At 61.4% G+C, this 26,211-nt stretch carries 22 protein-coding genes; 10 read left to right on the top strand and 12 right to left on the bottom strand.

Annotated elements, in window-relative coordinates:
* Positions 1 to 41 precede the first annotated feature (41 nt).
* The 3 genes from RRH01S_RS10025 to RRH01S_RS10015 all read left to right on the top strand — a co-directional run bounded on the left by RRH01S_RS10025 (position 42) and on the right by RRH01S_RS10015 (position 3,619).
* Positions 42 to 1,898 (top strand): DUF2264 domain-containing protein, encoded by a 1,857-nt coding sequence (locus RRH01S_RS10025; protein ID WP_042471413.1) that lies wholly within the window; start codon positions 42 to 44, stop codon positions 1,896 to 1,898.
* Complete coding sequence (locus RRH01S_RS10020; protein ID WP_042471410.1) at positions 1,895 to 2,917, top strand: hydroxyacid dehydrogenase; 1,023 nt, start codon at positions 1,895 to 1,897, stop codon at positions 2,915 to 2,917. The genes RRH01S_RS10025 and RRH01S_RS10020 overlap by 4 nt, the downstream gene beginning before the upstream one ends.
* Positions 2,918 to 3,031: 114 nt before the next feature.
* Complete coding sequence (locus RRH01S_RS10015; protein ID WP_034521964.1) at positions 3,032 to 3,619, top strand: transglycosylase SLT domain-containing protein; 588 nt, start codon at positions 3,032 to 3,034, stop codon at positions 3,617 to 3,619.
* Positions 3,620 to 3,634: 15 nt separating this feature from the next.
* Here the strand turns inward: RRH01S_RS10015 and RRH01S_RS10010 are convergent, their stop codons facing one another.
* The 4 genes from RRH01S_RS10010 to RRH01S_RS09995 form a co-directional block, all read right to left on the bottom strand.
* Positions 3,635 to 4,900, bottom strand: coding sequence for a Gfo/Idh/MocA family protein (locus tag RRH01S_RS10010; RefSeq protein WP_034521967.1), 1,266 nt, complete (start codon positions 4,898 to 4,900; stop codon positions 3,635 to 3,637).
* 51 nt (positions 4,901 to 4,951) lie between these two features.
* A complete protein-coding gene (locus RRH01S_RS10005; protein WP_042471407.1) occupies positions 4,952 to 6,367 on the bottom strand; it encodes a mandelate racemase in 1,416 nt (471 codons plus the stop codon).
* 33 nt (positions 6,368 to 6,400) lie between these two features.
* On the bottom strand, positions 6,401 to 7,546 hold the full coding sequence (locus RRH01S_RS10000; protein ID WP_007692229.1) for a Gfo/Idh/MocA family protein: 1,146 nt from the start codon (positions 7,544 to 7,546) through the stop codon (positions 6,401 to 6,403).
* Between the two features lie 136 nt (positions 7,547 to 7,682).
* Positions 7,683 to 8,378, bottom strand: coding sequence for a TetR/AcrR family transcriptional regulator (locus tag RRH01S_RS09995; RefSeq protein ID WP_007692230.1), 696 nt, complete (start codon positions 8,376 to 8,378; stop codon positions 7,683 to 7,685).
* 182 nt (positions 8,379 to 8,560) lie between these two features.
* Between RRH01S_RS09995 and RRH01S_RS09990 the strand changes: the two genes are divergently transcribed.
* The 6 genes from RRH01S_RS09990 (at position 8,561) to RRH01S_RS09965 (ending at position 14,991) form a co-directional block, all read left to right on the top strand.
* The gene (locus RRH01S_RS09990; RefSeq protein ID WP_042471404.1) at positions 8,561 to 9,844 is read left to right on the top strand and encodes an ABC transporter substrate-binding protein; all 1,284 of its coding nucleotides are present in this window, start codon (positions 8,561 to 8,563) and stop codon (positions 9,842 to 9,844) included.
* A gap of 37 nt (positions 9,845 to 9,881) precedes the next feature.
* Positions 9,882 to 10,817 (top strand): carbohydrate ABC transporter permease, encoded by a 936-nt coding sequence (locus RRH01S_RS09985; protein WP_085946446.1) that lies wholly within the window; start codon positions 9,882 to 9,884, stop codon positions 10,815 to 10,817.
* A complete protein-coding gene (locus RRH01S_RS09980; RefSeq protein ID WP_007692235.1) occupies positions 10,810 to 11,694 on the top strand; it encodes a carbohydrate ABC transporter permease in 885 nt (294 codons plus the stop codon). The genes RRH01S_RS09985 and RRH01S_RS09980 overlap by 8 nt, the downstream gene beginning before the upstream one ends.
* 73 nt (positions 11,695 to 11,767) lie before the next feature.
* The gene (locus RRH01S_RS09975; protein WP_042471401.1) at positions 11,768 to 12,793 is read left to right on the top strand and encodes a Gfo/Idh/MocA family protein; all 1,026 of its coding nucleotides are present in this window, start codon (positions 11,768 to 11,770) and stop codon (positions 12,791 to 12,793) included.
* 6 nt (positions 12,794 to 12,799) lie between these two features.
* Positions 12,800 to 13,870 (top strand): Gfo/Idh/MocA family protein, encoded by a 1,071-nt coding sequence (locus RRH01S_RS09970; RefSeq protein ID WP_034522144.1) that lies wholly within the window; start codon positions 12,800 to 12,802, stop codon positions 13,868 to 13,870.
* A gap of 41 nt (positions 13,871 to 13,911) precedes the next feature.
* Complete coding sequence (locus tag RRH01S_RS09965) at positions 13,912 to 14,991, top strand: ABC transporter ATP-binding protein (RefSeq protein ID WP_012652838.1); 1,080 nt, start codon at positions 13,912 to 13,914, stop codon at positions 14,989 to 14,991.
* Positions 14,992 to 15,197: 206 nt separating this feature from the next.
* Here the strand turns inward: RRH01S_RS09965 and RRH01S_RS09960 are convergent, their stop codons facing one another.
* The 7 genes from RRH01S_RS09960 to epmA form a co-directional block, all read right to left on the bottom strand.
* The gene (locus RRH01S_RS09960; RefSeq protein WP_042471398.1) at positions 15,198 to 17,669 is read right to left on the bottom strand and encodes a glycoside hydrolase family 2 protein; all 2,472 of its coding nucleotides are present in this window, start codon (positions 17,667 to 17,669) and stop codon (positions 15,198 to 15,200) included.
* A 7-nt stretch (positions 17,670 to 17,676) separates the two neighbouring features.
* On the bottom strand, positions 17,677 to 18,636 hold the full coding sequence (locus RRH01S_RS09955) for a DUF1839 family protein (protein ID WP_012652840.1): 960 nt from the start codon (positions 18,634 to 18,636) through the stop codon (positions 17,677 to 17,679).
* Positions 18,637 to 18,638: 2 nt separating this feature from the next.
* Complete coding sequence (locus tag RRH01S_RS09950; protein ID WP_012652841.1) at positions 18,639 to 19,547, bottom strand: amino acid--[acyl-carrier-protein] ligase; 909 nt, start codon at positions 19,545 to 19,547, stop codon at positions 18,639 to 18,641.
* 5 nt (positions 19,548 to 19,552) lie between these two features.
* A complete protein-coding gene (locus RRH01S_RS09945) occupies positions 19,553 to 20,746 on the bottom strand; it encodes an acyl-CoA dehydrogenase family protein (RefSeq protein WP_042471395.1) in 1,194 nt (397 codons plus the stop codon).
* Complete coding sequence (locus tag RRH01S_RS09940; protein WP_007692247.1) at positions 20,746 to 20,997, bottom strand: acyl carrier protein; 252 nt, start codon at positions 20,995 to 20,997, stop codon at positions 20,746 to 20,748. Before RRH01S_RS09940 ends, RRH01S_RS09945 begins: the two co-directional genes overlap by 1 nt.
* A gap of 354 nt (positions 20,998 to 21,351) precedes the next feature.
* The gene (locus RRH01S_RS09935) at positions 21,352 to 22,404 is read right to left on the bottom strand and encodes a lysine-2,3-aminomutase-like protein (protein WP_012652843.1); all 1,053 of its coding nucleotides are present in this window, start codon (positions 22,402 to 22,404) and stop codon (positions 21,352 to 21,354) included.
* Positions 22,401 to 23,465: an EF-P lysine aminoacylase EpmA gene (gene epmA / locus RRH01S_RS09930; RefSeq protein WP_037219138.1), complete on the bottom strand. Its 1,065-nt coding sequence runs from the start codon at positions 23,463 to 23,465 to the stop codon at positions 22,401 to 22,403. The genes RRH01S_RS09935 and epmA overlap by 4 nt, the downstream gene beginning before the upstream one ends.
* Before the next feature lie 151 nt (positions 23,466 to 23,616).
* Here epmA and efp point away from each other — a divergent pair, with 151 nt between their 5' ends.
* Entirely contained in the window at positions 23,617 to 24,186 is a 570-nt protein-coding gene (gene efp / locus RRH01S_RS09925) for an elongation factor P (RefSeq protein ID WP_037219139.1), read from the top strand.
* A 143-nt stretch (positions 24,187 to 24,329) separates the two neighbouring features.
* Here efp and RRH01S_RS09920 read toward each other — a convergent pair whose 3' ends face one another.
* On the bottom strand, positions 24,330 to 26,189 hold the full coding sequence (locus tag RRH01S_RS09920; protein ID WP_042471390.1) for an ABC transporter ATP-binding protein/permease: 1,860 nt from the start codon (positions 26,187 to 26,189) through the stop codon (positions 24,330 to 24,332).
* Positions 26,190 to 26,211 lie beyond the last annotated feature (22 nt).

Genomic DNA, 26,211 nt, shown 5'->3' with positions numbered 1-26,211 from the left:
AGCGCGTCTCCTGCGGAGGCGACCAAGCAAGAGCCAGACCTATGATCTACGATCCCGTCAGTACCAATCCGCTTGCCGGCAATCCGCTCAAAAACCGCTCCGACATGCGTTGCGCGCTAACCGACCTGTTCGATCCGCTGCTGCCGTACTTTTCCAAGGGCAATGCCCGCGTCCGCATCGACGCCGCCGGCGCGCATTTCGACCGTGCCGCCGCCGATCTCGAAGGTTTTGCCCGTCCGCTCTGGGGCCTCGCGCCGCTCGGCGCCGGCGGTGGAGATTTCGCCCATTGGGACCGTTTTGCCGAGGGGTTGGCCAATGGCGTCGACCCGGCTCACCCGGAATATTGGGGCGGTGTCAACGGCCGCGACCAGCGCATGGTCGAGCTTGCCGCTCTGGGCTTCGCGTTGGCTCTGGTGCCGGAGAAGATCTGGGAGCCGCTGGATGCTCGCGCCCGCAACAATCTCATCGCCTATCTCAAGCATGCCCGCACCTTCGACTATGCCGACAACAACTGGCGCTTCTTCCGCGTACTGGTGGACATCGCGCTGGATCGGCTCGGCGCCACCTTCGACCGCAGCCTGACGGAGGATTATCTGAGGGAACTGGACGGCTTCTACATTGCCGACGGCTGGTATCGCGACGGCAATATCCGGCGCATCGACCACTACGTTCCCTTTGCCATGCATTTCTACGGGCTGATCTATTCCAAGCTCGTCAATGACGACCGCGCCGAGCGCTACCGCGAGCGCGCCGTGCTGTTTGCCAAGGATTTCCGCCACTGGTTTGCCCCTGATGGCGCCACCATCCCCTTCGGCCGCAGCCTGACCTACCGTTTCGCCTGCGCCGGCTTCTGGTCGGCGCTGGCCTTTGCCGATGTCGAGGCGTTGCCCTGGGGCGAGATCAAGGGGCTTTGCCTCCGGCACCTGCGCTGGTGGGCCGACAAGCCGATCGCCAACCGCGACGGCACGCTGCCGATCGGCTATGCCTATCCTAACCTGCTGATGTCGGAAAACTATAATTCCGCCGGCTCGCCCTATTGGGCCTTCAAGGCCTTCCTGCCGCTGGCCCTCCCCGAGACGCATCCCTTCTGGACGGCAGAGGAAAAGCCGCAGGCCGCCGAACCATCGATCGTCCCGCTCAAACATCCCGGCATGGTGATGATGCGAAGCAACGCCGATGTCGTGGCGCTATCCTCCGGCCAGGAAAACCAGCAGATGCGCTTCGGGGCGGAGAAATACGCCAAGTTCGCCTATTCCGCCCGCTATGGCTTCAGCATCGAAAGCGACGAGCGTGCCTTTACCGGCGCTGTCTTCGACTCAATGCTCGCCTTCAGCGATGACGGCCTGCACTACCGCGTCCGCGAGACCAATCAGGAGGCGAAGCTCGCCGGCGATACGCTTTATGCCAAATGGTCGCCCTTGCCCGACGTCACCGTCGAGACCTGGCTGATCCCCGCCGCCCCCTGGCATATTCGCCTGCACAAGATCGTCACCCCTCGACCGCTGCAAACCGCCGAAGGCAGCTTTGCCATCGCTAGGCGCGATTTCGAGGCCGACACGCTCTCAGCTGGCAAAGGTGCTGCCTATGCCATCGGCGAAGAGGATTTCAGCGGTATTGTCGATCTCGGCTCGACAATCGCTCGCGACGGCGTGGCGCAGAAGGCGCCGCCGAACACCAACCTGATCGCCTCAAAGACGCTCGTGCCGCAGTTGCGCGGCACGATCCCGGCGGGCGAAACCATTCTCGTCTCCGCCGTCCTCGCCGAGCACGATCCCTCGGCTGTTTCCGGCGCCTGGACGAAGCCGCCCGCGAAACCCGACATCGACGCCCTGCACGCCCTGATCGCCGAGAAAGGCGTCACCGTCAGCGCCATCGAAGCGCCGGAACGCCGGCCATGACATCATCCGCCTCCCGCCCGACCATTGCTTTCGCCATGCAGCCGTCGCGCACCCAGCATGTGATACCATCAGCTCTGATCCAGCGTCTCGATACGATCGGGCGCGTCCTCGACGCCGCGCCAATGGTGCGCTTCGACGATGAAAGAGCGCGCAAGCTGCTCGACGAGACAGAGATCCTGATCACCGGCTGGGGCTCGCCGCCCATCAATGAAGCCGCACTGGCGCAGGCACCGCATTTGAAGCTGGTGGCACATGCGGCTGGCACCGTGAAGGGCCTGATCGAGGACGGTCTGTTCGACAGGAATATCGTGGTTAGCCATGCGGCGCAGGCCAATGCCCTGCCGGTTGCCGAATTCACCCTTGCGGCGATTATCTTTGCCGGCAAGCAGGTCTTCCGCTTTCGCGACCTCTATGTCGCCGACCGTAACCGCCACCGCACGCAGCCGATCCAGGCCGAAGCCATCGGCAATTACGGCCGCACGGTCGGCATCATCGGCGCATCGCGCATCGGCCGGCGGGTGATCGAACTACTCGCACCCTTTGACTACCGAATCCTGCTCTACGATCCGATGGTCGACAAGACGGAAGCGGCGCGTCTCGGCGTCGAGAAGACCGAACTCGATGCCCTGATGGCCACGGCCGATATCGTCTCGCTGCACGCGCCGTCACTGCCCGCGACGCGGCATATGATAGACGCGCACCGTTTGTCCCTAATGAAACCCGGCGCGACCTTCATCAACACGGCGCGCGGCGCGCTGGTCGATGAAGCCGCCCTACTCGCCACCCTGGAAACAGGCCGCATCGACGCGATCATCGACGTCACCGATCCTGAAATCCCGGAGGCAAGTTCGACCTTCTACGACCTGCCGAATGTCTTCCTGACGCCGCATATTGCCGGCGCCGTCGGTCTGGAGCGCACCCGCCTCGGCGAGATGGCGGTGGACGAGGCCATCCGCTTCATCGAGGGCAAACCATTGCTCTATGAAATCCGCCGCCAGGATCTGGCGCGCATGGCATGACGCAACGCAGCAATTTCACGAAAACACCCTGAAGACGCCCCATTTCGGCACAGGTGGAAAACCCGTTTTTAATCATTCCCGGCTAGCAATCTCTTTAGCGAAGAGGTTCTAGTCATGCGTACTCGCGTTCTTTCCATTCTGGCTATCTTGCTGCTCGGCGTGCTGGCGAGCTGCGCCACCGCGCCCACCCGTACCCGCAATGTTTGCGCGATCTTCGATCAGCGCGACGGCTGGTTCAACAACTGGCAGCGGGCGGCCGAGCGCACCGAGCGCAAATACGGCGTTCCCGTGCCGATCCTGATGGCGACGATCTACACCGAATCCGGCTTCCAGCCGCGTGCCCGTCCACCCAGACGATATTTGCTCGGCTTCATTCCCTGGAAGCGCCCATCGAGCGCCTATGGCTTCTCGCAGGCGCTGGACGGCACCTGGGAAAAGTACAAGCGTGAGACAGGCAACTGGGGCGCAAGCCGCACCAGCTTTTCCGACGCGATCGATTTCGTCGGCTGGTATCACTACCGGACGCACCTCGAGACCGGCATCGCGCTCAACGATTCCTACGATCTCTATCTCGCCTATTATTCCGGCACGAAGGGTTATCTGCAGGGGTCATGGCGCGGCAATGCAACCGCATTGGCCGGTGCCAAACGCTTCAACGGCATGACCGCTCTTTACGCGCAACAATTGCCGGGCTGCAGCTAAGGACGGCGCGGGCCTCTACAGCCGCGCCTCCAGCAGGTTCAAACCACCATCCTCGCCCCAGATATCGGCGATCGAAACCTGCTGGCCGGTGCGACTGCTTTCCAGCGCCGCGATGCCACAGAGAACCGACATTGCGCCCGCGCGTGAACCGGCGCGTTGTCTGAGTTCATCGTTCGGCCCCGAGCGCAGCAGCATGTTGCGCAGCCGGTCGTCGCCGCCATAGTGGCCGCCGGAGGAATGCGGCACCCAGATGCGCTCGACATCGCCGAAATTCTTCATGACGACGATTTCGTCCGCCGGTGGCGTTGTCCATTTCTGCTTCTCATATTGCCGCATCTCGATACGGCCCTTGTGACCGTTGAAGGCGATGTGGTGGCCTTCGATCGGCATGTAGGTGTTCAGCGAGTAGGAGACGTTGACGCCGTTGCGGTAGCGGATCGAGGAAACCATCGTGTCGGGGATATCGATATCCTCGCGGAAAACGCAGGCGTCACGGACATAGCCATCGACCGTCGACGGATCCTCATAGAGACTTTCGAGCAGCGGTGTCGCGCTGATATCGAGATAGTAGTCGCACTCGTCCTTGTACCGACAGCTACGACAGCGCTCGCCGCGGAAGGGACCCTTGCGACCGTAATGCTTGAGATCGGCGAAGGCCGAGACCGTCTCGGGATCGGAATCCAGATACCAGTTCAAAAGATCGAAATGATGCGTCGCCTTATGGACGAAGAGGCTGCCGGAATTTTCGACGAAGGCATGCCAGCGGCGGAAATAATCGGCACCATGGCTGGTATCGAGATACCAGTGAAAATCGACGGAGGTGACATCGCCGATGACGCCTGAATTGATCAGTTCTTTGATCTTCGCTGCCGTCGGCGCGAAGCGGTAGTTGAAGGAGATGTCGAGCCGCTTGCCGGTCCGCGCCTCGGCGTCGAGAATGCGCTTAATCTTGTCGACCGTCGTCGTCATCGGCTTTTCGCTGATGACATTGGCGCCGGCCTCCATCGCCTTGACGATCAGGTCGTCATGGGAGGAATCGCGCGTACAGACAATGACGAGATCCGGCTTTTCGACCCGCAGCAGTTCGTCGAAATCGGTATAGATCGGCACCCGGGCGCCGATATAGTCCAGAGCGCGCTTGGCGCGCATCGCATTGAGATCGCAGACGGCGACAAGCTCGACCTCGTTGCCCCAGCGCTCGACTAGATCCTTGCCCCACATGGTAGCGCCGCGATTGCCGGTTCCGACCAGGGCATAGCGCTTCTTCGATGACGACGGCATGTTCTTCCTCCAGAGTCTGGTTACTCCTTCTCCCCCGAGGGAAGAAGGTGATTACGACCTCTCCATCGCACTCCAATCGGGCGCGACGGACGAACCGAGACCGATGGCGCCGATGACCGAGCCGATGGCGATCCTGCCGCCTTCGATCCTCAGCCGCGTCCGCCCGTCGCGAACGGCATAGAGATCGTCATGCGCCCGCGCGAAAGCCGCCTGCTCGGCCTCGGGGGCACCGGCCATGCCGTCGACATAGTGGTGACCGTTGCGCTCGATATGCGTCATGCCGATCAGCGAGGCGAGCGCCAGATCCTGCTGCACGGCAAGGCCGCCCTGCGTCGTCAGGTCTTCCGCCGACATGAAATAGGCAATGCCGTCGTCAGCGCTCCAGTTGGCAACGCGCGCCCGGTTCAATAGCGAGCGATAGAAACCCTTGCAGGATTTGGAGGAGATGCCGGTATAGCCAAGCCGCCTCGCCGTGATGAAAGCGTCGATATCGGCATCGGATTCATCGATTTCGACCGGCTTGAAGGCGGCAAGCGCCGTTACCGGCTTCTCGAAAGCATAGGCGCGAGCGATCGGCTGCTCGACGAACAGGATCGACGAGGCGAACCGCGCCAGTTTTGGCTCGGCCCGGATACGCGCCAACAGATCGGCCACCGCCTCGGCGGACGCGAATTGCTCGTTGCCATCAAGCGTTACCGAATAGGCCGGCACCTTGGCGTCGATCACCGCGGTAATGCGGCAAAGACGATCGATATCGGCGTCCAGAACGCCCGACACCTTCACCTTGAAGAAGGTCAGGCCATAGGCATCGATCGCCTCTTCAAAGCTTTCCGGCAGCCCGTCATTGAGGCGTTCACCCGCTGCAATATCGCGCGTCTCTATGGCATCGACGAGGCCGACGGTGTGGCGGGCGGCAAGGCTCCTGGCCGGCGCCAATGTCGAAAGGAAGCCTGAGAGATCAAAACCTTCAAGATCGGGCGTGGTCGAGGCGTCGATACCGGGGCGGTTGGCCTTGATCGCCTGCGCCACCGTCAACCCCTCCAGCCGGCAGAGAGCGTCGAGCACCGCCCTGTTGGCGAGCGCCAGGCCGAAAGAGGCGACCAGACCGTTCAGCCTCTCGGCGGCGGCGCGCGCATGATGGGCCGCTTCGACAGCCGCATGCAGCGTGAAGGCTGTCTCCAATCCCGCACCTTGCAAGGCATCAAGCGCTAAGGCCAGCGAGCGGCGAAGCTGGTTTTCATTATCGGCATTGGTGAGCTCAGGCGACTTGTCGAACCATTTCGGCACCATCAGCTCGGCCGCCATCCCGCTTGCCGAACGGCCGTGGGCATCCTCGATGCGGACCCGCAGAAAAATCTGTCGCGCCTCCCGCAGCGTCGCCGCCCCAAAGCGGAAGGGAAGCCGCAGCTTGACGGGGCGTTCGAAAGCTTCCGCCTCGACAAGTCTGATTTTCAATGGCTCGGTCATAGCAGGACATTCCTCTTGTGGCGGTGAGCCGGCTTAAATCTCCAGCGGCTCGACATCCAGCCAGCGGCGCTCGGCCCAGCTTTTCAGGCCGAGAGAGGCGAGCTGCACGCCCTTGGCGCCTTCCGTCAGCGTGTAGCGCCAGGGCGCGTCCTCGAGCACATGGCGCAGGAACATTTCCCACTGGATCTTGAAGCCGTTGTCATAGACCTGATTGTCCGGCACCTCGTCCCAGGTATCGAAGAAATCGATCGTCTGCGGCTGATCCGGGTTCCACACCGGCTTCGGCGTGTTGACACGGTGCTGCGTGAAGCAACGGGTCAAGCCGGCCACCGCCGAGCCATGCGTACCGTCCACCTGGAAGGTGACGAGATCGTCGCGGCGAACGCGGACAGCCCAGGAGGAATTGATATGGGCGACAATGCCGCCTTCAAGCTCGAAGGTGGCGTAGGCCGCATCGTCGGCATCGGCGACATAGCGCCGGCCGGCCTCGTCGACACGTTCGGGGATATGGGTGGCGCCGAGGCAGCTGATCGCCTTCACCGGCCCGAAGAGATTGTCGAGCACATAGCGCCAGTGGCAGAGCATATCGAGGATGATACCGCCGCCATCCGCCTTGCGGTAATTCCACGACGGCCGCTGCGCCGTCTGCCAGTCACCCTCGAACACCCAATAGCCGAACTCGCCGCGCACGGAGAGGATCTTGCCGAAGAAACCGCTGTCGCGCAGCATGGCGATCTTGCGAAGACCGGGCAGGAACAGCTTGTCTTGCACTACGCCGTTTTTCAGTCCGGACGCCTTGGCCTTGCGGGCGAGCTCCACGGCCGTGTCGAGATCGTCCGAAATCGGCTTTTCGCAATAGATATGCTTGCCGGCGTCTAGAGCCTTGGAGACCAGTTCGGCGCGCATCTGCGTCGTTGCAGCATCGAAGAAGATCGCATCGTCAGGATCGGCGAGCGCGCCGTCGAGATCTGTGGTCCAGCGCTCGATGCCATATTTGCGGGCCAGCTCCTCCAATCGCGCCGCATTGCGGCCGACAAGGACCGGATCGGGCATGACGCGTTCGCCGTTCGACAGCAGCACGCCGCCCTCGGCGCGCAACGCCACGATCGAGCGAATGAGATGCTGGTTCAGCCCCATGCGTCCCGTGACGCCGTGCATGATGATCCCGATGCGTTTCATGATCCCTCCCGATCGTTTGATCCGACTCCCTCCCGAGTCAGGAAAAGCAAAGGTTTGGCCGCGCAGCCAATGTAACTATATAGTTACACGATGGCGCGATCCGTCCGGGCTTGTCAATCGCCTTTCGAAAATTTCTCTAGGCCTTGATCGAGGCGAGCGTCACCGAGACGATATGCTCGCCCCAGGCCTTCAGCGCATCAGGCGCCGTCAGCTTGCGGGCAAAAATCGTCGATAGCGTATGGCGGTTGGACAGATAGAAGAAACCGAGTGCCGCGACGGTCAGGTAGACGGATACCGGATCGACAGCGGGCCTGAAGATGCCAGCTGCTTCACCACGTCGCAGCACCCCGGCCAACTCGGCGATGAAATGCGAATGCATCGCCAGGATCTTGTCGGAACGTTTGAGGTAACGCGCCTCATGCAGGTTCTCGGTGACGAGCAGGCTCAGGAACTCCGGATGCTCGAGAAAATGATGCCAGGTGAACAGCGCCAGCTCCCGCATTCCCTCCTCGGGATTGCGGTTTGCGAGATCCAGATGTTTCTCGGCGCTGCGGATTTCCGCATAGGTCGCCTCCAGCACGGCGACATAAAGCCCCTCCTTGTCGCCGAAATAATGGTAGAGCATGCGCTTGTTGGTCTGCGCCCGTGCCGCGATCGCATCCACCCTGGCGCCGCCGAAACCATGCGCGGCGAATTCCGCCGTCGCCGCATCCAGGATCGTGGCATGGGTGCGCTGCGGATTGCGTGGCACCTTCGTCGGCTTGGCGATCACATCGCCATCCGCACCGGTCTTTGAGGATTTTTCAGGTCCTTGCCTCGCCTTTGTCGCCATTGGCATTTCTCCTCCCCGATCCATCTCTCTCACGTCGGACGCCTCAAGCTTCAGCGCACGCCGTTTTGAGTGTGATACGATTGGCGCTTGACAGCGGTCGTGTTTCTATCCAACTTGTAACCAAATAGTTATATCTTGCAAAGCAGTTCGTAGATCATCGGTTAACTGGGGAGGAGACCAGGATGACTTTAACGATCGACCGCCGGCAATTGCTTGCCAGCATGGCAGCAACGCTTGCTTTCGGCAGTATCGGACTTGGCCGCGCCAATGCGGCAACCGCGATGCGGCTTCTTTGGTGGGGGTCCAAGGAACGCGCCGACCGCACATTCGCAGCCGTGAAAGCCTATCAGGCCAAGAATCCGGATGTTTCCATCGCCGGCGAAACCTTCGGCTGGGACAGCTATTGGACGCGTCTCGCCACGCAGACCGCCGGCGGCAATGCGCCCGACCTCATCCAGATGGACTATCGCTACATCTTCGAATATGCGCGCCGCGGCACGCTGCTCGACATGACGCCCTATCTCGGCAAGAGCCTTACGATCGAGGATTTCGGCGCCCCGAACATCGATTCCGGCAAAGTCGACGGCAAGATCTATGGCGTCAATCTCGGGGTCAATTCCTCCATGGTCGTCGTCAACGCCGCCGCCTGGCAGGAAACCGGCGTCGAGCAACCGCATGACGGCCTCACCTGGGAGCAGCTCGGTGACGCCTGCGCCAAATTCACGGCCGCCAAGAAGCGCCGCGGCGTCTACGGCACCGGCGATGAAAGCGGCGGCGAACCCGCCCTCGAATGCTGGCTGCGCCAGCACGGCAAGGCGCTCTACACCAATGACGGCAAGCTCGGCTTCGAGGCCAAGGACGCCGCCGATTGGTTCGCTTTCTGGGCCGAATTGCGCAAAAGCGGCGCCTGCGTGCCGGCCGATGTACAGGCGCTCGACCAGCAGACCATTGAAACCGACACGCTCGTGACCAAGAAGTCGGCTGTCAGCTACGCCCACTCCAATCAGTTCGTCGCCATCCAGGGCCTCGTCAAGGAAAAGCTGGATCTGATCGCTTATCCCAGCAATCCGGATAGCAAGCCCGGCCAATATCTGAAGCCGTCGATGCTGATGTCGGTTTCGGCGAGTTCTGCCAACAAGGACGCCGCCGTCGCCTTCATCAATTATCTGGTCGAAAGTCCAGACGGTGCCAAGACACTCGGCGTCGAGCGCGGCGTTCCCGCCTCGCCGAAGATCCGCGATCTTCTGACACAGGACCTCGATGCGACGAGCAAGCAGGTCGTCGACTATATCGGCCGCCTGACACCGCATGTCGGAGCATTGCCGCCGTCTCCGCCGAACGGCGCCGGCGAAAATGCGTTCCTCTTGAAGAAGATCGCCGAGGAAGTCGCCTTCGGCAAAAGCAGCGCGCAGGACGGCGCAACGAAATTCGTCGAACAGGCAGCAGCAAACATAACGCGAGGCTGATACCGTGGGTACAAACAGCAACAGCGTTGCCGGTGGCCTGGCCATCGGCGCGAACGCGCGAGCGCGCACAGAGACCATTTACAAGGCGCCGAGCGCATTCTCGCGCAATGCACCGGGCTACCTCTTTCTCCTGCCCTGGCTGATCGGCTTCTTCGGCCTGACGCTGGGGCCGGCGATCGCCTCGCTCTATCTGTCCTTGACCGACTATAACCTGCTGCAGGCGCCGGATTGGGTCGGGCTGGACAATTACGTGCGTATCGCCACCGCCGACGACAAGTTCATCTCGTCGATGAAGGTGACGCTGTTCTACGTGGTCTGTTCCGTGCCGCTGAAGCTGACCTTCGCGCTGCTGGTGGCGCTGTTGCTCAACCGCGGCATTCGCGGCCTGCCGGTCTATCGCGCCATCTTCTACCTGCCGTCGCTACTCGGCTCCAGCGTCGCCATCGCCGTGCTCTGGCGGCAGATTTTCGATGCCGACGGCGTCGTCAACACGCTGCTCTGGTACTTGTTCGGCATCAACGGCCCGAGCTGGATCTCCAATCCGGACTATTCGCTCTATACGCTCGTGATCCTCGCCGTCTGGCAGTTCGGCTCGCCGATGATCATCTTCCTGGCCGGTCTTAGGCAGATCCCCACCGATCTCTATGAGGCCGCCAGCCTCGACGGCGCGTCCAAGGTGCGGATCTTCTTCAAGATCACCCTGCCGCTTTTGACACCGGTGATCTTCTTCAACGCCGTCGTGCAGACCATCGACGCCTTCAAGGCCTTCACGCCGGCCTATGTCATCTCTTCAGGCACCGGCGGGCCGATCGACTCGACGCTGTTCTACACCCTCTACCTCTACCAGGAAGCCTTCGGCTATTTCCGCATGGGCTATGCCTCGGCGCTCGCCTGGATCCTGGTGATCATCATCGCGATCTTCACCGCCTTCTCCTTCCTCTCCGCTCGTTATTGGGTCCACTACGATGACTGACGCGAAGCTCACCCACTTTCCCGAAGACCTGAGCCCGCCGCGCGAGCGTCCCTGGTTCTTCTCCATCCTCATCCACATCGCGCTGATCGGCGCGTCGATCGTGATGCTTTATCCGCTGCTGTGGATGCTCTCCGGTTCGATCAAGGACCAGAACGAGATCTTCGGCACGGCATCGCTAATCCCGTCGCATTTCGACTTCAGCTCGTTTCCGCGCGGCTGGTTCGGCGGGCAGGTGAACTTCGGCTCCTTCGTCTGGAACTCCGTCGTCATCGCCGTGCTCTCGGTCATCGGCAACGTCATCTCCTGCTCGCTGGCGGCCTATGCCTTCGCTCGGCTGAACTTCTGGGGCAAGAATTTCTGGTTCGCGCTGATGCTCGGCACGCTGATGCTGCCCTATCACGTGACGCTGATCCCGCAATATATCCTCTTCCTGAAGCTCGGCTGGGTGAAGACCATGCTGCCACTGGTCGTGCCGAAATTCCTTGCGGTCGATGCCTTCTTCATCTTCCTAATGGTGCAGTTCTTCCGCGGCATCCCGCGCGAGCTGGACGAAGCGGCAATGATGGACGGCTGCAGCCCCTGGCGCATCTACTGGCGCATCATGCTGCCGCTGTCGCTGCCGGTCCTTGCCACCGCTGCCATCTTCTCCTTCATCTGGACCTGGGACGACTTCTTCGGTCCGCTGATCTATCTCTCCGATATCAACACCTACACGGTTCAGCTCGGCCTGCGCTCCTTCGTGGACTCGACCGGAAGCTCCGACTGGAGCAGCCTGTTCGCCATGTCGAGCCTCTCGCTGATCCCCGTCTTCCTGATCTTCCTGTTCTTCCAGAGGCTGCTGATCGACGGCATCGCCACGGCCGGTCTCAAACGCTGAAAACGAAAACGCAATCCCAAAAGCCTGAGAGCAATTGGGATCGCATCGCAAAATCCACTGAAAGGAATATCGCATGAGCGCCCTGCGCTTCGCCGCCATCGGTATCAACCACGATCACATCTACGGTCAGGTCAACGTCATGCTCCGGGCAGGCGCGGAACTGGTCGCCTTCCACGCCATCGAGGACGACCTTGCGGCCGTCTTCGCGGAGCGCTTTCCGCAGGCAAAGCGCGTTGCCGACAAGAAAGAGATCCTCGAAGATCGCTCCATCGCGCTGATCGTCAGCGCCGCGATTTCCAGCGAGCGTGCCGGTCTCGCGATCGAGGCCATGCACCACGGCAAGGACGTGATGCTCGACAAGCCGGGCATGGTGACGCTGGATCAGCTTGCTGAAGTCCGCAGGGTGCAGGCCGAGACCAAGCGTATCGTCTCCATCCTCTATTCCGAGCATTTCGAGACGGCGTCGACCGTCAAGGCCGGCGAACTGGTCAAGGCCGGTGCCATCGGCAAGGTCATCCACACCACCGGTCTCGGCCCACACCGGCTGCGCAAGCCGACCCGGCCGGAGTGGTTCTTCGACCGCAAGCGCTATGGCGGCATCATCGCCGACATCGCCTCGCATCAATGCGAGCAGTTCCTGTTCTTCGCCGGTTCGCTCGAAGCCGAGATCCTGTCGGCCACCGTCTCGAACCGCGCCAATCCCGAGACACCAGGGCTGCAGGACTATGGCGATTTCCATGTGAGAACGCCCGACGTCACCGGCTATGTCCGCGTTGACTGGTTCACGCCCGACGGCCTCTCCACCTGGGGCGACGGCCGCCTGTTCATTGTCGGCACCGAAGGCACGATCGAGCTCAGAAAATATATCGACGTCGCCGGCCGCCCCGGCACGGACCATCTCTTCCTCACCGACCGCAAAGGCATGCAGCATATCGATTGCAGCCAGGTCGACCTGCCCTTTGGCCGGCAACTGGCCGCCGATATCCGCGACCGCACCGAAACCGCGATGGGGCAGGAACATTGCTTCAAGGCCATGGAGCTGGCGTTGAAGGCCCAGGCTCTGGCCGAAGCGACATCGCTCAACAGCTTGCAGAGGTAATTGGACATGTCCGACATCAAGAAAGTCGCGGTCATCGGTCTCGGCATCGGCCGCTCCCACATTGTCGAGGGCTATCTGCCGCATTCCGATCGCTTCGAGGTCGCCGTGCTTTGCGATCTCAACGAGGAACGCCTGAACGCTGTCGGTGACGAATTCGGCATCGCCAGACGCCTCAAGGATTTCGTCGAGGTGCTGAACATGCCGGATATCGACATCATCGATATCTGCACGCCGCCCGGCTCGCATTTCGAAATGATCCAGCAGGCGCTCGCCGCCGGCAAGAGCGTCGTCTGCGAAAAGCCGCTGGTCGGCTCGCTCGCGGATATCGACGCCGTGATCGCCGCGGAGAAGACGGCAAAGGGCCGGCTGATGCCGATCTTCCAGTATCGTTATGGCGACGGCATCCAGAAGGCCAAGCGCATCATTGAGGCCGGTATTGCAGGCAAAGCCTATGTCGCGACCTCAGAAACCCATTGGGTACGCGGCGCCGACTATTATGCGGTCCCCTGGCGCGGCAAATGGGCGACGGAACTCGGCGGCGTGCTGATGACGCATTCGATCCACCTGCACGACATGCTGACCTATCTGATGGGACCGATCGCCGGCCTCTTCGGCCGCGTTGCCACCCGCGTCAACGATATCGAAGTGGAAGATTGCGCCAGCGCCAGCCTGCTGATGGAGAACGGCGCGCTTGCGACGATCAGCGCCACGCTCGGCTCGCAGGAGCAGATCAGCCGCCTGCGCCTCTGCTTCGAAAACGTGATGATCGAGAGCAACCACGAACCTTATAGCCCCGGCCAGGACCCATGGAAAATCGTGCCCGCCAATGACGAGATTGCGGAGAAGATCGACGCTTTGCTCGCAGACTGGCAGCCTGTGCCGATCCGCTTCAACACACAGATGAAGCTGTTCCATGAGGCACTGGTGTCCGGCGGCCCGCTGCCGGTGACCACCGTCGACGCCCGTCAGGCGCTGGAACTGGTCACCGCCTTTTACGAATCGTCGGAAACGCGTACCGAAGTCCGCTTTCCGGTCGGCCCGGAAAGCACGAAATACAAGAGCTGGAGGCCGGCATGAACGTTGCCCCGCGAGCGATCAGGAACAAGGAGGATGCGCCCATGGCGACCAGCGTCTCGCTGCAAAAGATCATCAAGCGCTATGGCGAGCTTCAGGTCGTCCACGGCATTGACCTCGAGATCGAACCGGGGGAATTCACCGTCTTCGTCGGCCCGTCCGGCTGCGGCAAGTCCACGCTGCTGCGCATGATCGCCGGGCTGGAGCCGATTTCCGGCGGCGCGCTCTATCTCGACGGCACCCGCATGAACGATGTTCCCGCCTCCAAGCGCGGCATCGCCATGGTGTTCCAGTCCTATGCGCTTTACCCGCATATGTCGGTCTACAAGAACCTCGCCTTCGGCCTGGAAACCGCCGGCATGAAGAAGCAGGAGATCCATCCGCGCGTCGAAAAGGCGGCCGAGGTTCTACAGATCACGCAGCTCCTGCAACGCAAGCCGAAGCAGCTTTCCGGCGGCCAGCGCCAGCGCGTGGCCATCGGCCGCGCCATCGTGCGCGAGCCCAATATCTTCCTCTTCGACGAACCGCTCTCCAACCTTGACGCCGAGTTGCGCGTGCAGATGCGCGTCGAAATCGCCCGCTTGCACCAGCGGCTCGGCAACACGATGATCTACGTCACCCACGACCAGACCGAGGCCATGACCATGGCCGACAAGATCGTCGTGCTGAACGGCGGCAAAATCGAGCAGGTCGGCGCGCCGCTCGATCTCTACAACAAGCCGAAGAACAAGTTCGTCGCCGGCTTCATCGGTTCGCCGAAAATGAACTTCCTCGGAGCAAAGATCGTCGCCTCGGACGATGGCTCCGCCGTCATCGATCTCAACGGCCAGACCATCCGCTTGCCGCGCCGGCTGGGCGGCATCCAGCCCGGAGACACCGTCACGCTCGGCGCGCGGCCGGAACACCTGAACGTCGGCGATCGCGGCCTGGCGCTTGGCAGCGCCCATGTCGATCTGGTCGAGCATCTCGGCGGCCAGACGATCCTCTATGCCACCCTGCACGGAGGCCAGTCACTGACCATCGCGCTGGAAGACCAACAGGCGATCCGCGCCGGCGAAACGGTGAATATCCGCATCGATCCCGAGCGCTGTCATTTGTTCGGACCGGATGGGACAACGTTGTAAGAAGGCTGCTGACGCAGGTGGGGCCTGTCTCGCCCCTGATGGGCGAGAACGCAGAAGCTGGGGATTAGGCGAGGGTTCGTCCCTCGTCTAGTTCCTGGTTTTACAAGAGCGGGGTAGGCAGAGACGCATTCAGTTTCCGGCCTACCAGCGCGAAAAACAAACCTCTGCTCTTGCAATTTCAATGACTTGGAATTTGCCACCGACCATCAAACTTCGATTATTCGCCGGCTACCGATAGTTTTGACCTGACCTGTCGGAACGGTCCCGATCGCAGTTCCGGCTCTCGGCTGAAGTCGCAGCCGTCGTTTCAAACCAGGCGCCAGATGGAACCAGTCATCCTCAGCCCGATAGGCTTCGAAATCGACTTGGAGCGACTGAGCCAGCCGGTCACCGCGCAGATCGAGGAACCAGTGGCCATCCTGCTGTGAAACGGATGCCATGATTTCCGCCTCGTGAAAGGCTTTCGTCCTGCCCAGAGGAAAATGGAAAGCCTCGGCGATCAGCGAACCCGTGTCGCGCGCCGTAATCTGCGCCACCGTGACATCATGCGACGGCGGGCCGAAGCGGAAGGCATAGGTGGTGTCGAAGAAGGCGCCGAACAGATCCGTGCAGGCGATCTTGTTCTTGGAACGAGCCTCGATCGACAGCTCTCGTTTTCCACCCACGACCCTCTGCCGTCCGTCTCTCAGGCACGAGACGTCAAGATCGAGCTCAAGCGCCGCATCGCTCTCGTTGATCACATGCACATCGAGGCCATTGGTGCCCTCGTCGGTGAGCAGCACCTGCACCGGCCGGAAGGCGCGGCGTAGCGCATACCATACGGGCTTCGGCTCGCCGGTCGAATCGATCACGCCCCAGCCGGGGCCGGGGAGCAGGTCCTGCAGCGTCCAGACGAGAGCGCCGTTGCAGCCCGAACCCTGCCGGCGCCATTCCGCATAGGTCTCTTGCGCGACCTCGCCGGTGACGGCCCGCGACAGAGCGAGATAGAGATCGGGATCCTCCCGCCGCAGCCGGTCCGGCTCGAAACCGTAGAGTTCGCAAAGATAATGATCACGCACATCCTCGAAATCCCAGGAAGCGCCGCGATCGCGCGGTACGCGCTCCTTCCATAGCGGACTATGCACCACCGGGACCGGCAGATGCCGCGACAACGTCCGGGCCTGCGGCACATGCGCGAAAGCCAGGCTTTCCGCCGCGAAACGGACATCGGCGCGACGCGCATCGTCGAGCGGCCGCATATAGGCGCCGACGCCGTAGTAGTGCGTCACCCCTTCATTCGCGGAAAACGGCATGGGCCCGCCGGAGGGGGAGTTGACGACATAGGGCACGTCGGGCCGCAGCGATTGCGCGACCGCCGGAATGATCTCCTCCACGATCGGACTTGCCCAGAACCTTTCCGGCAGGCCGAGCATCGCCGCCTGCTGATGCATCTCGCTGCCGCCGCAAAGCACAGCGAGCGATGGTGACAGGCGTGTATGGCCAAGAAATTGCGCCACTTCCGCCTCGACATGGGTGTTGAAACCCTTGTCGCCCTTCGGATAATCGAAATTGGCGAACATGAAATCCTGCCAGACCAGCAGGCCGAGCTCGTCGCAGAGCCGAAAAAACTCCGGCGTCTCATAGGCCATGGTGCCGCCGATGCGGATCATGTTCATGCCCGCTTCCGCCGCCAGCCGCAGCCAAGGCTCGTAATCCTCGCGGCCACCGGGCAGCCGCACGATATCCGCCGTAGTCCAGACCGCGCCACGGCAGAAGATGCGCTCGCCATTGACGATCAGGCCGAAATCCCGGCCATCGGCACCGCGATCGACAGCCAGCCGGCGAAAACCGGTTCGCCCAAGCGGATGCTCGACACCATCGACGACCAGCGTCACGTCATAAAGATACGGCGTGCCATGCGTGCGCGGCCACCATGGCGTCACACGGGGGATTTTCAGGATCGCTGTGCAGCGGCCATGACTGTCTAGCTCGAAAGCCTGTTCGACCTCGCCACAGCGAAGCGTGACGTCGCTCACATGTCCTTCGATCGACAACGAGGCATAGAGCCGGCCCTCGCCGTCCTCCAACAGATCCGGACGCAGCGAAAGATCGCGAATGACAGGTCTATGCGGATGCAGCAGCGACACCGGTCGCCATGGCCCGACGGCATCGATTTCCGGGCACCAGCCGGGCATATGGCCGAGCAGCGTCGTTCGTACCAGCCGCAGTCCCTGCGGCGTGATCATCTGCGGCCGCCAGCGGGCGCGCGGGCCGGGCTCGGCAAGGCGCGGCTCCAGCGCTCGAAAACACAGGGCCAGCTCATCGCCGCCCAGCAGATGAACGGCAAGATTATGCGTTTCGAACATGCTCTCGGAGACGAGAATTTTGCGTCCGTTCAGGAAGACTTCGCAGAGCGTTGCCAATCCCTCAAGCCGCAGCACGGCATTGCCAGCCTCGGCATCGACCAACCGGCAGAGATACCAGGCGTCCCGGTCGTTCAACGGATGCGGATGCTCCCGATTAAAAAGCCCGGCCTTTTCCAATGCCTCGGCCACGGTACCCGGCACTGGCGCGGGGATGAGGCCAGCCGAAAACGACAGGTCCGAAGGCGAAGCGCAGACGCTCGCATCCGTCAGAACCAGATTCCATCCTTCGCTCAGCGGCGTCTTGCCGCTGATATCAGCCAAACGCCCGTGCATTGGATCCCTAAAGCTTTTGTTCCAGCAGCCCCATCATGGAATCCCATGCATCCGCCGCCGGATCAAGCGCCGTCTGCAACGGCTCGAATTTCTTGCGCGTGATGGCGCGGGCAAGCTGGAACTGTACCGATTTCGCCACTTCCGAAATCCGCCGTGCCTGGGCAGCAACCTCGGCAAAATCCGCAGACAACCAATCGAGATGGCTGCCCGCCAGCTCGAAATTAGCGCCGACTTGGCGCAGCGTGTTGAAGGCATATTTATGGAAGAAGCCGAAGGGTCGCTCGGCCAAGGCTTCGACCTGCGCCGGGAAAACCGCCGCGAAGGAGCGGATGGGATTGGCGACGGGCCGGCGGCGGAAATGGAAGGCCAGCAGCTGCCTGGATGTTTGCCGGATAGCCGCCTCGCCGGGCTTGATCTCCGGGAACTTCGCGAATTCCGTATAGGGTAGGAAGGGCAGATCCTCGTCCGTCAGATGCAGTTGGAACAGCCCGTCGAAATCCTCGCCCGACAGCTGAAAGAAGCCGCCATTGTGGAAATAGTCGAGCTCGCGGCCCGCCAGATTCAGCCGGTTGATGGCAACGGTCGTCTTGCCATGCTCGCGGCGATAGCCGACACCCTGGGTGTCCGGCATGTAGAAGGAATCCATCTCGACCAGGCAGAGCCGGCCGCGACCGATCTGCTCGGCGACATGGCGCTCGACCTTGTCGTAGATCGCAAGCTCCGTGCAGCGGATGCCGTAGAGCGCTTCGAGATCCTCGAGCGGCACCTTGAAGAAGGTGAATTGATCGCCCTCGAAATCCTGACCCATCGTAAAACCAAGCATGGCTTCCGGCGGCAGTTTCAGACTCGCCAGCACTTCGATCCAGAGATCGATATAGCAATTGGTTTCCGGCCACATGCGCTCACTGTCGTGCAGTGCGTGCGGTTGATAGGCGGCAGGGTCCAGGCCCGCAAAGATGGAAGCCACGATCAGCCCCACAGCGCCTTGCGCACGCCCTCGGGCCAATCCTTCGTATCGAGACCATGGTGATGGAACAGCGCCAGCGCGATACGCTCCAGGCCGAAGCCGACGCAGGCCGTATGCGCGACACTGCCGTCGGCAAAATTCAGACCCCATTTCGCGCCGAAGGCGTCCTGGTGATAGTTGAAGCTCATGCAGGCGGTCGGATTGGCCGACGAAGTGATCGGGATCAGCAACTCGAACTTCAGGTTCTGGTCGCGCTGGTTGTTGGCGAGCATCTTGCCGGCGCGGCCGAAGAACGGATCATTAGCGACATCGATGACGACGTCGAGACCAACGGCCTTCATCATCTCGATACCGCGATCCATCCAGCTCTGGCGGAAGTCGGTCACATGCTTGTCGGTGCCCATGCAGACATATTCGCGCATGCGGAACAGTTGCTGGCGGGCCGGATCCTTGGAAGGCTCATGGCGGAAGCAATAGGACTGCAGATCGAAGAGCGCACCAGCTTCCGGCAGGGAACCACGCTTGGCGACCGTTGGATAAAGCGGATAGCAGGCCGCCGGCGTCAGCACGATATCGGTCGCTTGCTGATCTTTCGTCCAGTCCTCTCCGACTTCCATGCACTTCAAGAGGCTCATATGGTCGAGCTCATTGCCGCAGAAGCTATGCACCGTGCCGGCAAGCTGCGGAAAGCTCTTCATATAGCCGCTCGTCTCGAAGAAAGCGCGGTTCATGCCCGGCGGAAAGCGGATGGCTTCGGCGCCATCGGCACCGCCGAACCTGTCGATCAGCCGCTCGAAGGCGGCGATGACATCTTCGAACTGGCCGCTGCGGCCATAAAGACCGTCAACGCCGGTGTCGATCAGAAGACCGGATTCGAAAAGGCGGTCGAGAAACGATGTTTGCATATCCATGACGATTACCCCAACAGGCTGGTATCTTGTTTGTGGACGAGCAGCATGGTCGACGTATTGCCGAGAATGCGGTCATTCGAGATCATCAATTGAGCGGAATGCGCGTCGCGCAGATGGCGACCGAGGCTATAGGGCGTGCCGTTCTTGTAGCCCATGATGCCGCAGATCAGCATGGCGTGGTTGATGATCGGCAGGATCATCTCCGACGACGCGATCTTGACGTTGTTCATCGCGACGGCAAAGGCCATCGAGGAGAGACGATCGGCATCAGCCTTCGCCTCTTCATAGGTTTTCAGGCCGGCGACGACATTGGATTTCACCATTTGCAGCAGGCCGGAGACCTCCGCCAGCCGCAGCGCGCCGGGCGGTTGAGTGCCGGGCGATTTGCGGGCGGCGGCGCGCACGAAAGCCTGGGCGCGAGCGACGGCGTCGGCGGCGATGCCATACCAGACGCCGCTCCACAGCAGATGCGAGCTTGCCAGCATCGACTGCGCGGCAATCTCGGCAAAGGGTTTCGGCAAGATCTGCACGGCAGGCGCTTCGCCCTTGAACAGGAAGCCGTCGGAGCAGGTGCCGCGCATGCCGAGCGTGTTCCACTCGACGGTGCGTTCAAGCGTATATTGATCTCTCAAGAAAACGGTCAGCACCTGGTCGGAAGAGACCGCTTCGGCATGGCTGCGCGAGGTAATCAGGATCGCATCCGCATGGGCGCCATAGGAGATGACGGTCGCGTCTTTCTCTAGAAAGCAACTGTCACCCTCGACCTTGATGGCGCAGGTGCTGTTGCGCAGATTGCCGCCGATACCGCCTTCCGTGGTCGCCGAGGCCAGCAGAAGCTGTTCTTTGGCGATGCGGCGCATGAAGTCGCGGTGCCAGTCGCTGCCGGCGCCGTGTTCGACCAGGCTCGACAGCTTGATCTGATGCATGGCGAAAACCATGGCGCTGGCGGCACAGGCCTGACCGAGGATGGAGCAAAGCTCGGCGATCTCGGTGATCGACGCGCCCTCGCCGCCAAGTTCGTCGGAGATCTGGACCGACAGCAGCTTCTCCGCTCGCATCGCCTCGACTGCCTCACGGGGGAAGCGGCCTTCGACATCGACCGAATCGGCATGCTTGCCCGCAATCGCCGCGACGCGCGCGGCCCGCGCCGTCATCTTGTCGCCGGCCCCAGCATCAACCAAAGCGACCGCCACGTTCATCAGGCGACCTTTCGGCTATCCAGGATCATGCCGACCGTTTTTTCGATGGCGACGATACTGGCAAAGGATTTGCGGTTGAGCAGATTGTCGGGAAATTCGATGTCGAAGGCATCCTCGATGCCGAGCATCAGTTGCACTGATGCAAAGGAGGAGAGCCCCGCCGCATAGAGATCGGCATCGTCGGCAATCTGATCCATCGTAACGGGAAGTGCGCCGAACTTGGCCAGCAAATCGCGAATCGTCTCATTCATCCTGTCGTCCCTCCAGGCAATCACAAACACGACCACAGTAACGCGGCCTTATCTTCGCCTGAGAAGTAACAGGTAAAATAGAACATTCCACTAAGCGACGTGGTAAATATAACGACGCTATACTTAGCAAGAATATCTTTAATATAAGATTTATCTAAATGAAATTTACGATATTTAAGCCATGCAACCTGTCGTTTATAGCGCAATATTTCAGAATGCTAAAATTTATCCGCTGTGATGCGAGAAAGAACGGCACGTCGCAGCAAGGTTAATGTGCCAAATTTCCACGCGAGTTCCTATGAAATTTGGAGTTGCAGACAGCGCAAAACAACACAGGAACGGAAAACCGCTTCACTATCCCTCCGGCGGATAGAGATGCTCACCGCCGCGATAGTCCGAGACGGAATAGCAGCCTTCGCCAAGCTCGCGAACCGCACTCTTGCCAATATCCGCCTTGCCGTGACCGCCGGGAATGTCGAGGATATAAGTCGGCTGGCAAAGGCCTGAGATACGGCCCCGCAGCGCCGCGACGATTGCCTGGCCTTCCGCGATCGTCAGGCGGAAATGGCTGGTGCCGGGAGCAAGATCAGGGTGGTGCAGATAATAGGGCTTGATCCGCGTTTCGACGAAGGCCTTCATCAATGAAGCCAGCACATCCGGATCGTCATTGACGCCCTTCAGCAGCACGGATTGGCTGACCAGCACGATGCCGGCATCCACCAGCCGGGCACAGGCGGCGCGCGCCTCCGCCGTCAGTTCGCGCGGATGGTTGGCATGCAGCGCCACATAGACGGTCTTGCCGCTCGCCTTCAGCGCCGCAATCAGCGCCCCGTCGATCTTCAGCGGATCGACCACAGGCACGCGGGTATGGAAGCGAACGATCTTCACATGCTCGATATCGGCAAGCTGCCGCAGCATCTCTTCGAGCCGGCGCGGCGACAGCACCAACGGATCGCCGCCGGTGAGGATCACCTCCCAGATCTCCTCATGGTCACGGATATAGGCAAAGGCAGCATCGAGCGCCGCGCCATCCAGCGTCCCGAGCCCCTGCGGCCCGACCATCTCGCGGCGGAAGCAGAAGCGGCAATAGACCGGGCAGACATGCACGGCCTTCAACAGCACACGGTCGGGATAGCGATGGACGATGCCCTCGACCGGGCTATAGGCATGATCGCTGATCGGATCGGCCCGCTCCTCAGGCGTAACGACGAGTTCGGCCATGTCGGGCACGAATTGCCGGGCGATCGGGTCGGCGGGATCGGCCTTATCGATCAACCGGGCAACCGTCGGCGTCAGGGCGATGGCATAACGCTCCGCCACCACTTCCAGCGAAAGTGCCTCGGCGCTATCGATCAGTCCGGCCTGCTCGAGGTCATCGACAGTTCTGATTGGGCGCATCACATTCATGAACCAAACTCCGATACTGGCGCCCAGAGCACCTGCTCGATCCTGGAAGCCCCGGTCGCCAACATTACCAGCCGGTCGAAGCCGAGCGCAATGCCGCTCGCTTCCGGCATGACGGCAAGGGCCTGCAGAAAGTCCTCGTCCAGCGGATAGGTCTCGCCATAGATCCGCGCTTTCTCCGCCATCTCGATCTCGAACCGCCGCCGCTGCTCTTGTGCATTGGTGAGTTCGCCGAACGCATTGGCGAGCTCGACGCCGCAGGCATAGAGCTCGAAGCGCTCGGCCACTCGATGGTCCGCAGCCGAAGGCCGGGCAAGAGCCGCCTCCGAGACCGGATATTCATCAAGGATCGTCGCCCGGCCAAAGCCGAGATAGGGCTCGACCTTCTCGACCAGCACACGGCTGAAGAGATCTGCCCAATGGTCGTCGGCGGCAACGCGCATGCCGACACGCCGCATCTCGGCCGCCAGATGCTCGCGATCCGTGGAACCGTCGGGGCCGACCGAGCCGAGCAAATCGATCCCGGCATGACGCTCGAAGGCGGCGGCGACGCTGATGCGTTCCGGCGCGAGAAACGGATCGGTCTCCGCGCCGCGATAGGTAAGCTTCTTCGCCCCAACTGTCTCCGCTGCTAGCGCCAGCAAGACGGCGCAATCATTCATCAGCGTCTCATAGGTCTCGCCGGCCCGGTACCATTCCAGCATGGTGAATTCCGGATGATGCAGCGGCCCGCGCTCGCGATTGCGATAGACATGGGCGAAACAGGCGATGCGCTCCTCGCCGGCGGCCAGCAGCTTCTTGCAGGCAAATTCCGGCGAGGTGTGCAGATAGAACGGCGCCGCCTGGCCATCCGTCGTCAGCGCCTCGGTGGCAAAAGCATGCAGATGCGCCTCGTTGCCCGGAGACACCTGCAGCGTCGCCGTGTCGACCTCGATAAAGTCGTTGCGCGCGAAGAAACCGCGCAGCGCCGCCTGGATGGCGTTACGGCCAAGAAGGAACGGCCGCCGGTCCGCATGGACGCTGCGGGTCCACCAGGGGGACGCTTTGCTGCTCGTTGGCTCCATCGATGCTTTCTTCTTAAGACCGCCGGGGTTGGGGGGGTGGCTATTTCCGCTGATTTAGGGTAGTTGCGCCCCCAAGCAAACAATAGCTGCGTCCTGGGGTGTATTTCGACAGTCCTCTACGACGCGACAAGCTGAGTTACAAGGAAGTCTTATGGTAAAGGTCATCGCCTCTTCAGTCCGCAAGGGCAACGTTCTCGACGTCGACGGCAAGCTCTACGTCGTTCTCACCGCCGCGAACTTTCATCCGGGCAAGGGTACACCGGTCACGCAGGTCGACATGCGCCGCATCGTCGATGGCGTGAAGGTATCCGAGCGCTGGCGCACCACCGAGCAGGTCGAGCGCGCCTTCGTCGAAGACGTGAACTTCCAGTATCTCTATGAAGACGGCGAAGGCTTCCACTTCATGAACCCGGCCACCTACGACCAGGTTGTCGTCGATGTCGAAACCATGGGCGACCAGAAGGCCTTCCTGCAGGAAGGCATGACCTGCGTCCTGTCGATCCATGAAGGCATTCCGCTGGCCATTCAGCTGCCGCGCCACGTCACGCTGGAAATCGCCGAGACGGAACCGGTCGTCAAGGGTCAGACGGCCTCCTCCTCCTATAAGCCTGCGATCCTGTCGAACGGCGTACGCACCCTGGTGCCGCCGCACATCAACGCCGGCACCCGCGTCGTCATCGCCACGGAAGACGTTTCCTACGTCGAGCGCGCCAAGGACTGAGCAATCGGCCTTGTGATTTCATGAAAAACGCCCTGTCTTACGACGGGGCGTTTTTATTTTGGGGTCTTGGTATGATGATGGCCAGATGGGTGGCCACGCAAATAGTCGCAACATCGACGGCCATGCTCGGCGACCACCCCCAATTACCTCGACGGCGCATTCGCCTTCTTACTATTCACCTCCGGCTCCTCGGCCGGTTCCTGCGGAGCGGTTGCGGCAGCGACCTCTTCCTCATGCGGCACCAGCGCCTGCAGATGCAGCACGCGCGGCGACATCGCCTGGAGGTAGGCATCGGAGCGGCCGATATAGATCACGGTCGCATCGGTAAATTCCGTCAGCAGTGCTGAGAACTTGGCCTGGACATCCAGCTCCAGCCCTTCCATGACTTCATCGAGGATGATCCATTTCGGCTTTGCCAGTAGCAGATGCGCAAAGGCGATGGCCTTCTGCTCATCATTGTCCAGCAACCGGTCCCAGCGCGCCTGCGTATCGAGCCGGCCCTTCAGCCGGCCAAGGCCTACCTTGTCCATCGCGGCTTCGACAGCGGCATCATCATAGGCATCCCGATCCTCGGGGAAACAGATCGCTTCGCGGAGCGTACCGCCCGGCACATAGGGCGTGTGCGGCATGAACAGCATGTCTTCCATCGGCGGCATGCTGATTGTGCCGGAGCCGCAATTCCATTGATGCGCCAGCGACTGGAACAGCAGCCTGCGGTTCACGCCATGATCGCCATTGACCATGACATGCTCGCCGGCGGCAATGGTCACCGAGCCCTCGCGAATGCGGAAGCCGTTTTCCATGGCATCCTCGCTGGTCTTGGTGGAAATCTCCATGTCGGTCCATGCCATCGTGCCGGGAGGCGCCTGGTCGAAGGTGATGGTGTGCGGCATCGGCGTCGTATCGTCCATTTCCATCAGCGCCTGGCGGAAATCGGTAACGCGCATAAGCGTCGCGCGCCATTCGGCGATCGGGCCGAAATTGGCGACATACCAGCGCAAGGCCGTGTTGACCTGATTGAAGGCGCCGACAGCCACCATCAGCTGGCCGAAGGTCAGCCCGCCGGAGAAATAGGCGGGCGCGGCCACCAGGATCGGGATGATAAGCACCAGCCAGCCGTAACCGGCCGAGACCCAGGTTAGATTGGTGTTGGCGATGGCAAGCTGGCGGATGACGGCAAGCACGGCGGAAATATCGAGATTGATCCGCCGGCGCTCATTCTCCTGGCCGCCGGCAATGGTGATCGCCGGCATGTGTTCGTTGGCATGCATCAGCGCAAAGCGCAGCTCGGCTTCCTTGGAATAGCGGTCGGCGTTCAGCCGTACCAGTCGACGGCCGACGAACTGGCTGAGAAACGACGCCGAACCGGCATAGATAATCGCCGCCCAGACCATGTAGCCGGGGATCGAAAAGCTCATGTCGTTGTAATGGAAGACCATGCCGCTGGACAATTCCCAGAGCACGCCGATGAAGCTCAGGAGCAGGATGGTCGCCTGCACCAGGCCGATCGCCAGGCCCGTGGTGCTCTCTGCGAGATTGCGCGCATCCTCGTGCAGCCGCTGGTCCGGATTGACGCCGATCAGGCCAGAAGAGGCAAGCCGAAGCGCGCGCTTGGCCTTCAGCCATTGATCGACGAGATCACGCGCCAGACCCTCGCGCATATAGAGCGCGGTCATCTGGTTGAACCAGGCCTGGATGACATTGAGGACAAGAAGCGAGCCGGCAATCATGCCGAAAACGCCGAGCTGATGGAAGAAGGCGCCGGTATCGCGCCGCGCCAGCGAATCATAGAAGGGCGCATTCCAGCTGTTGAGCAGGACCTGAACATAGGCCGTGACCAGAATGATCACGAACAGCGCGACCGTGAGCGAAATGATCCTGATGCGGACCGCCGAACCCCAAAAGGCGGAAAACATCATCCTCAGCCGATAGAGAACGCTGAAATCGTATCCGACTCGGTCGTTCCCCTGAATATTCGGCGCGGCTTGCGTTTCAACTGCCATCAACACTTCCCTGCGACGCACG

Origin of the sequence: Rhizobium rhizogenes NBRC 13257, assembly GCF_000696095.1 — a bacterium.
In the GTDB taxonomy this organism is placed as follows: domain Bacteria; phylum Pseudomonadota; class Alphaproteobacteria; order Rhizobiales; family Rhizobiaceae; genus Rhizobium; species Rhizobium rhizogenes.
This window is presented reverse-complemented; position numbering and strand designations above follow the sequence as displayed.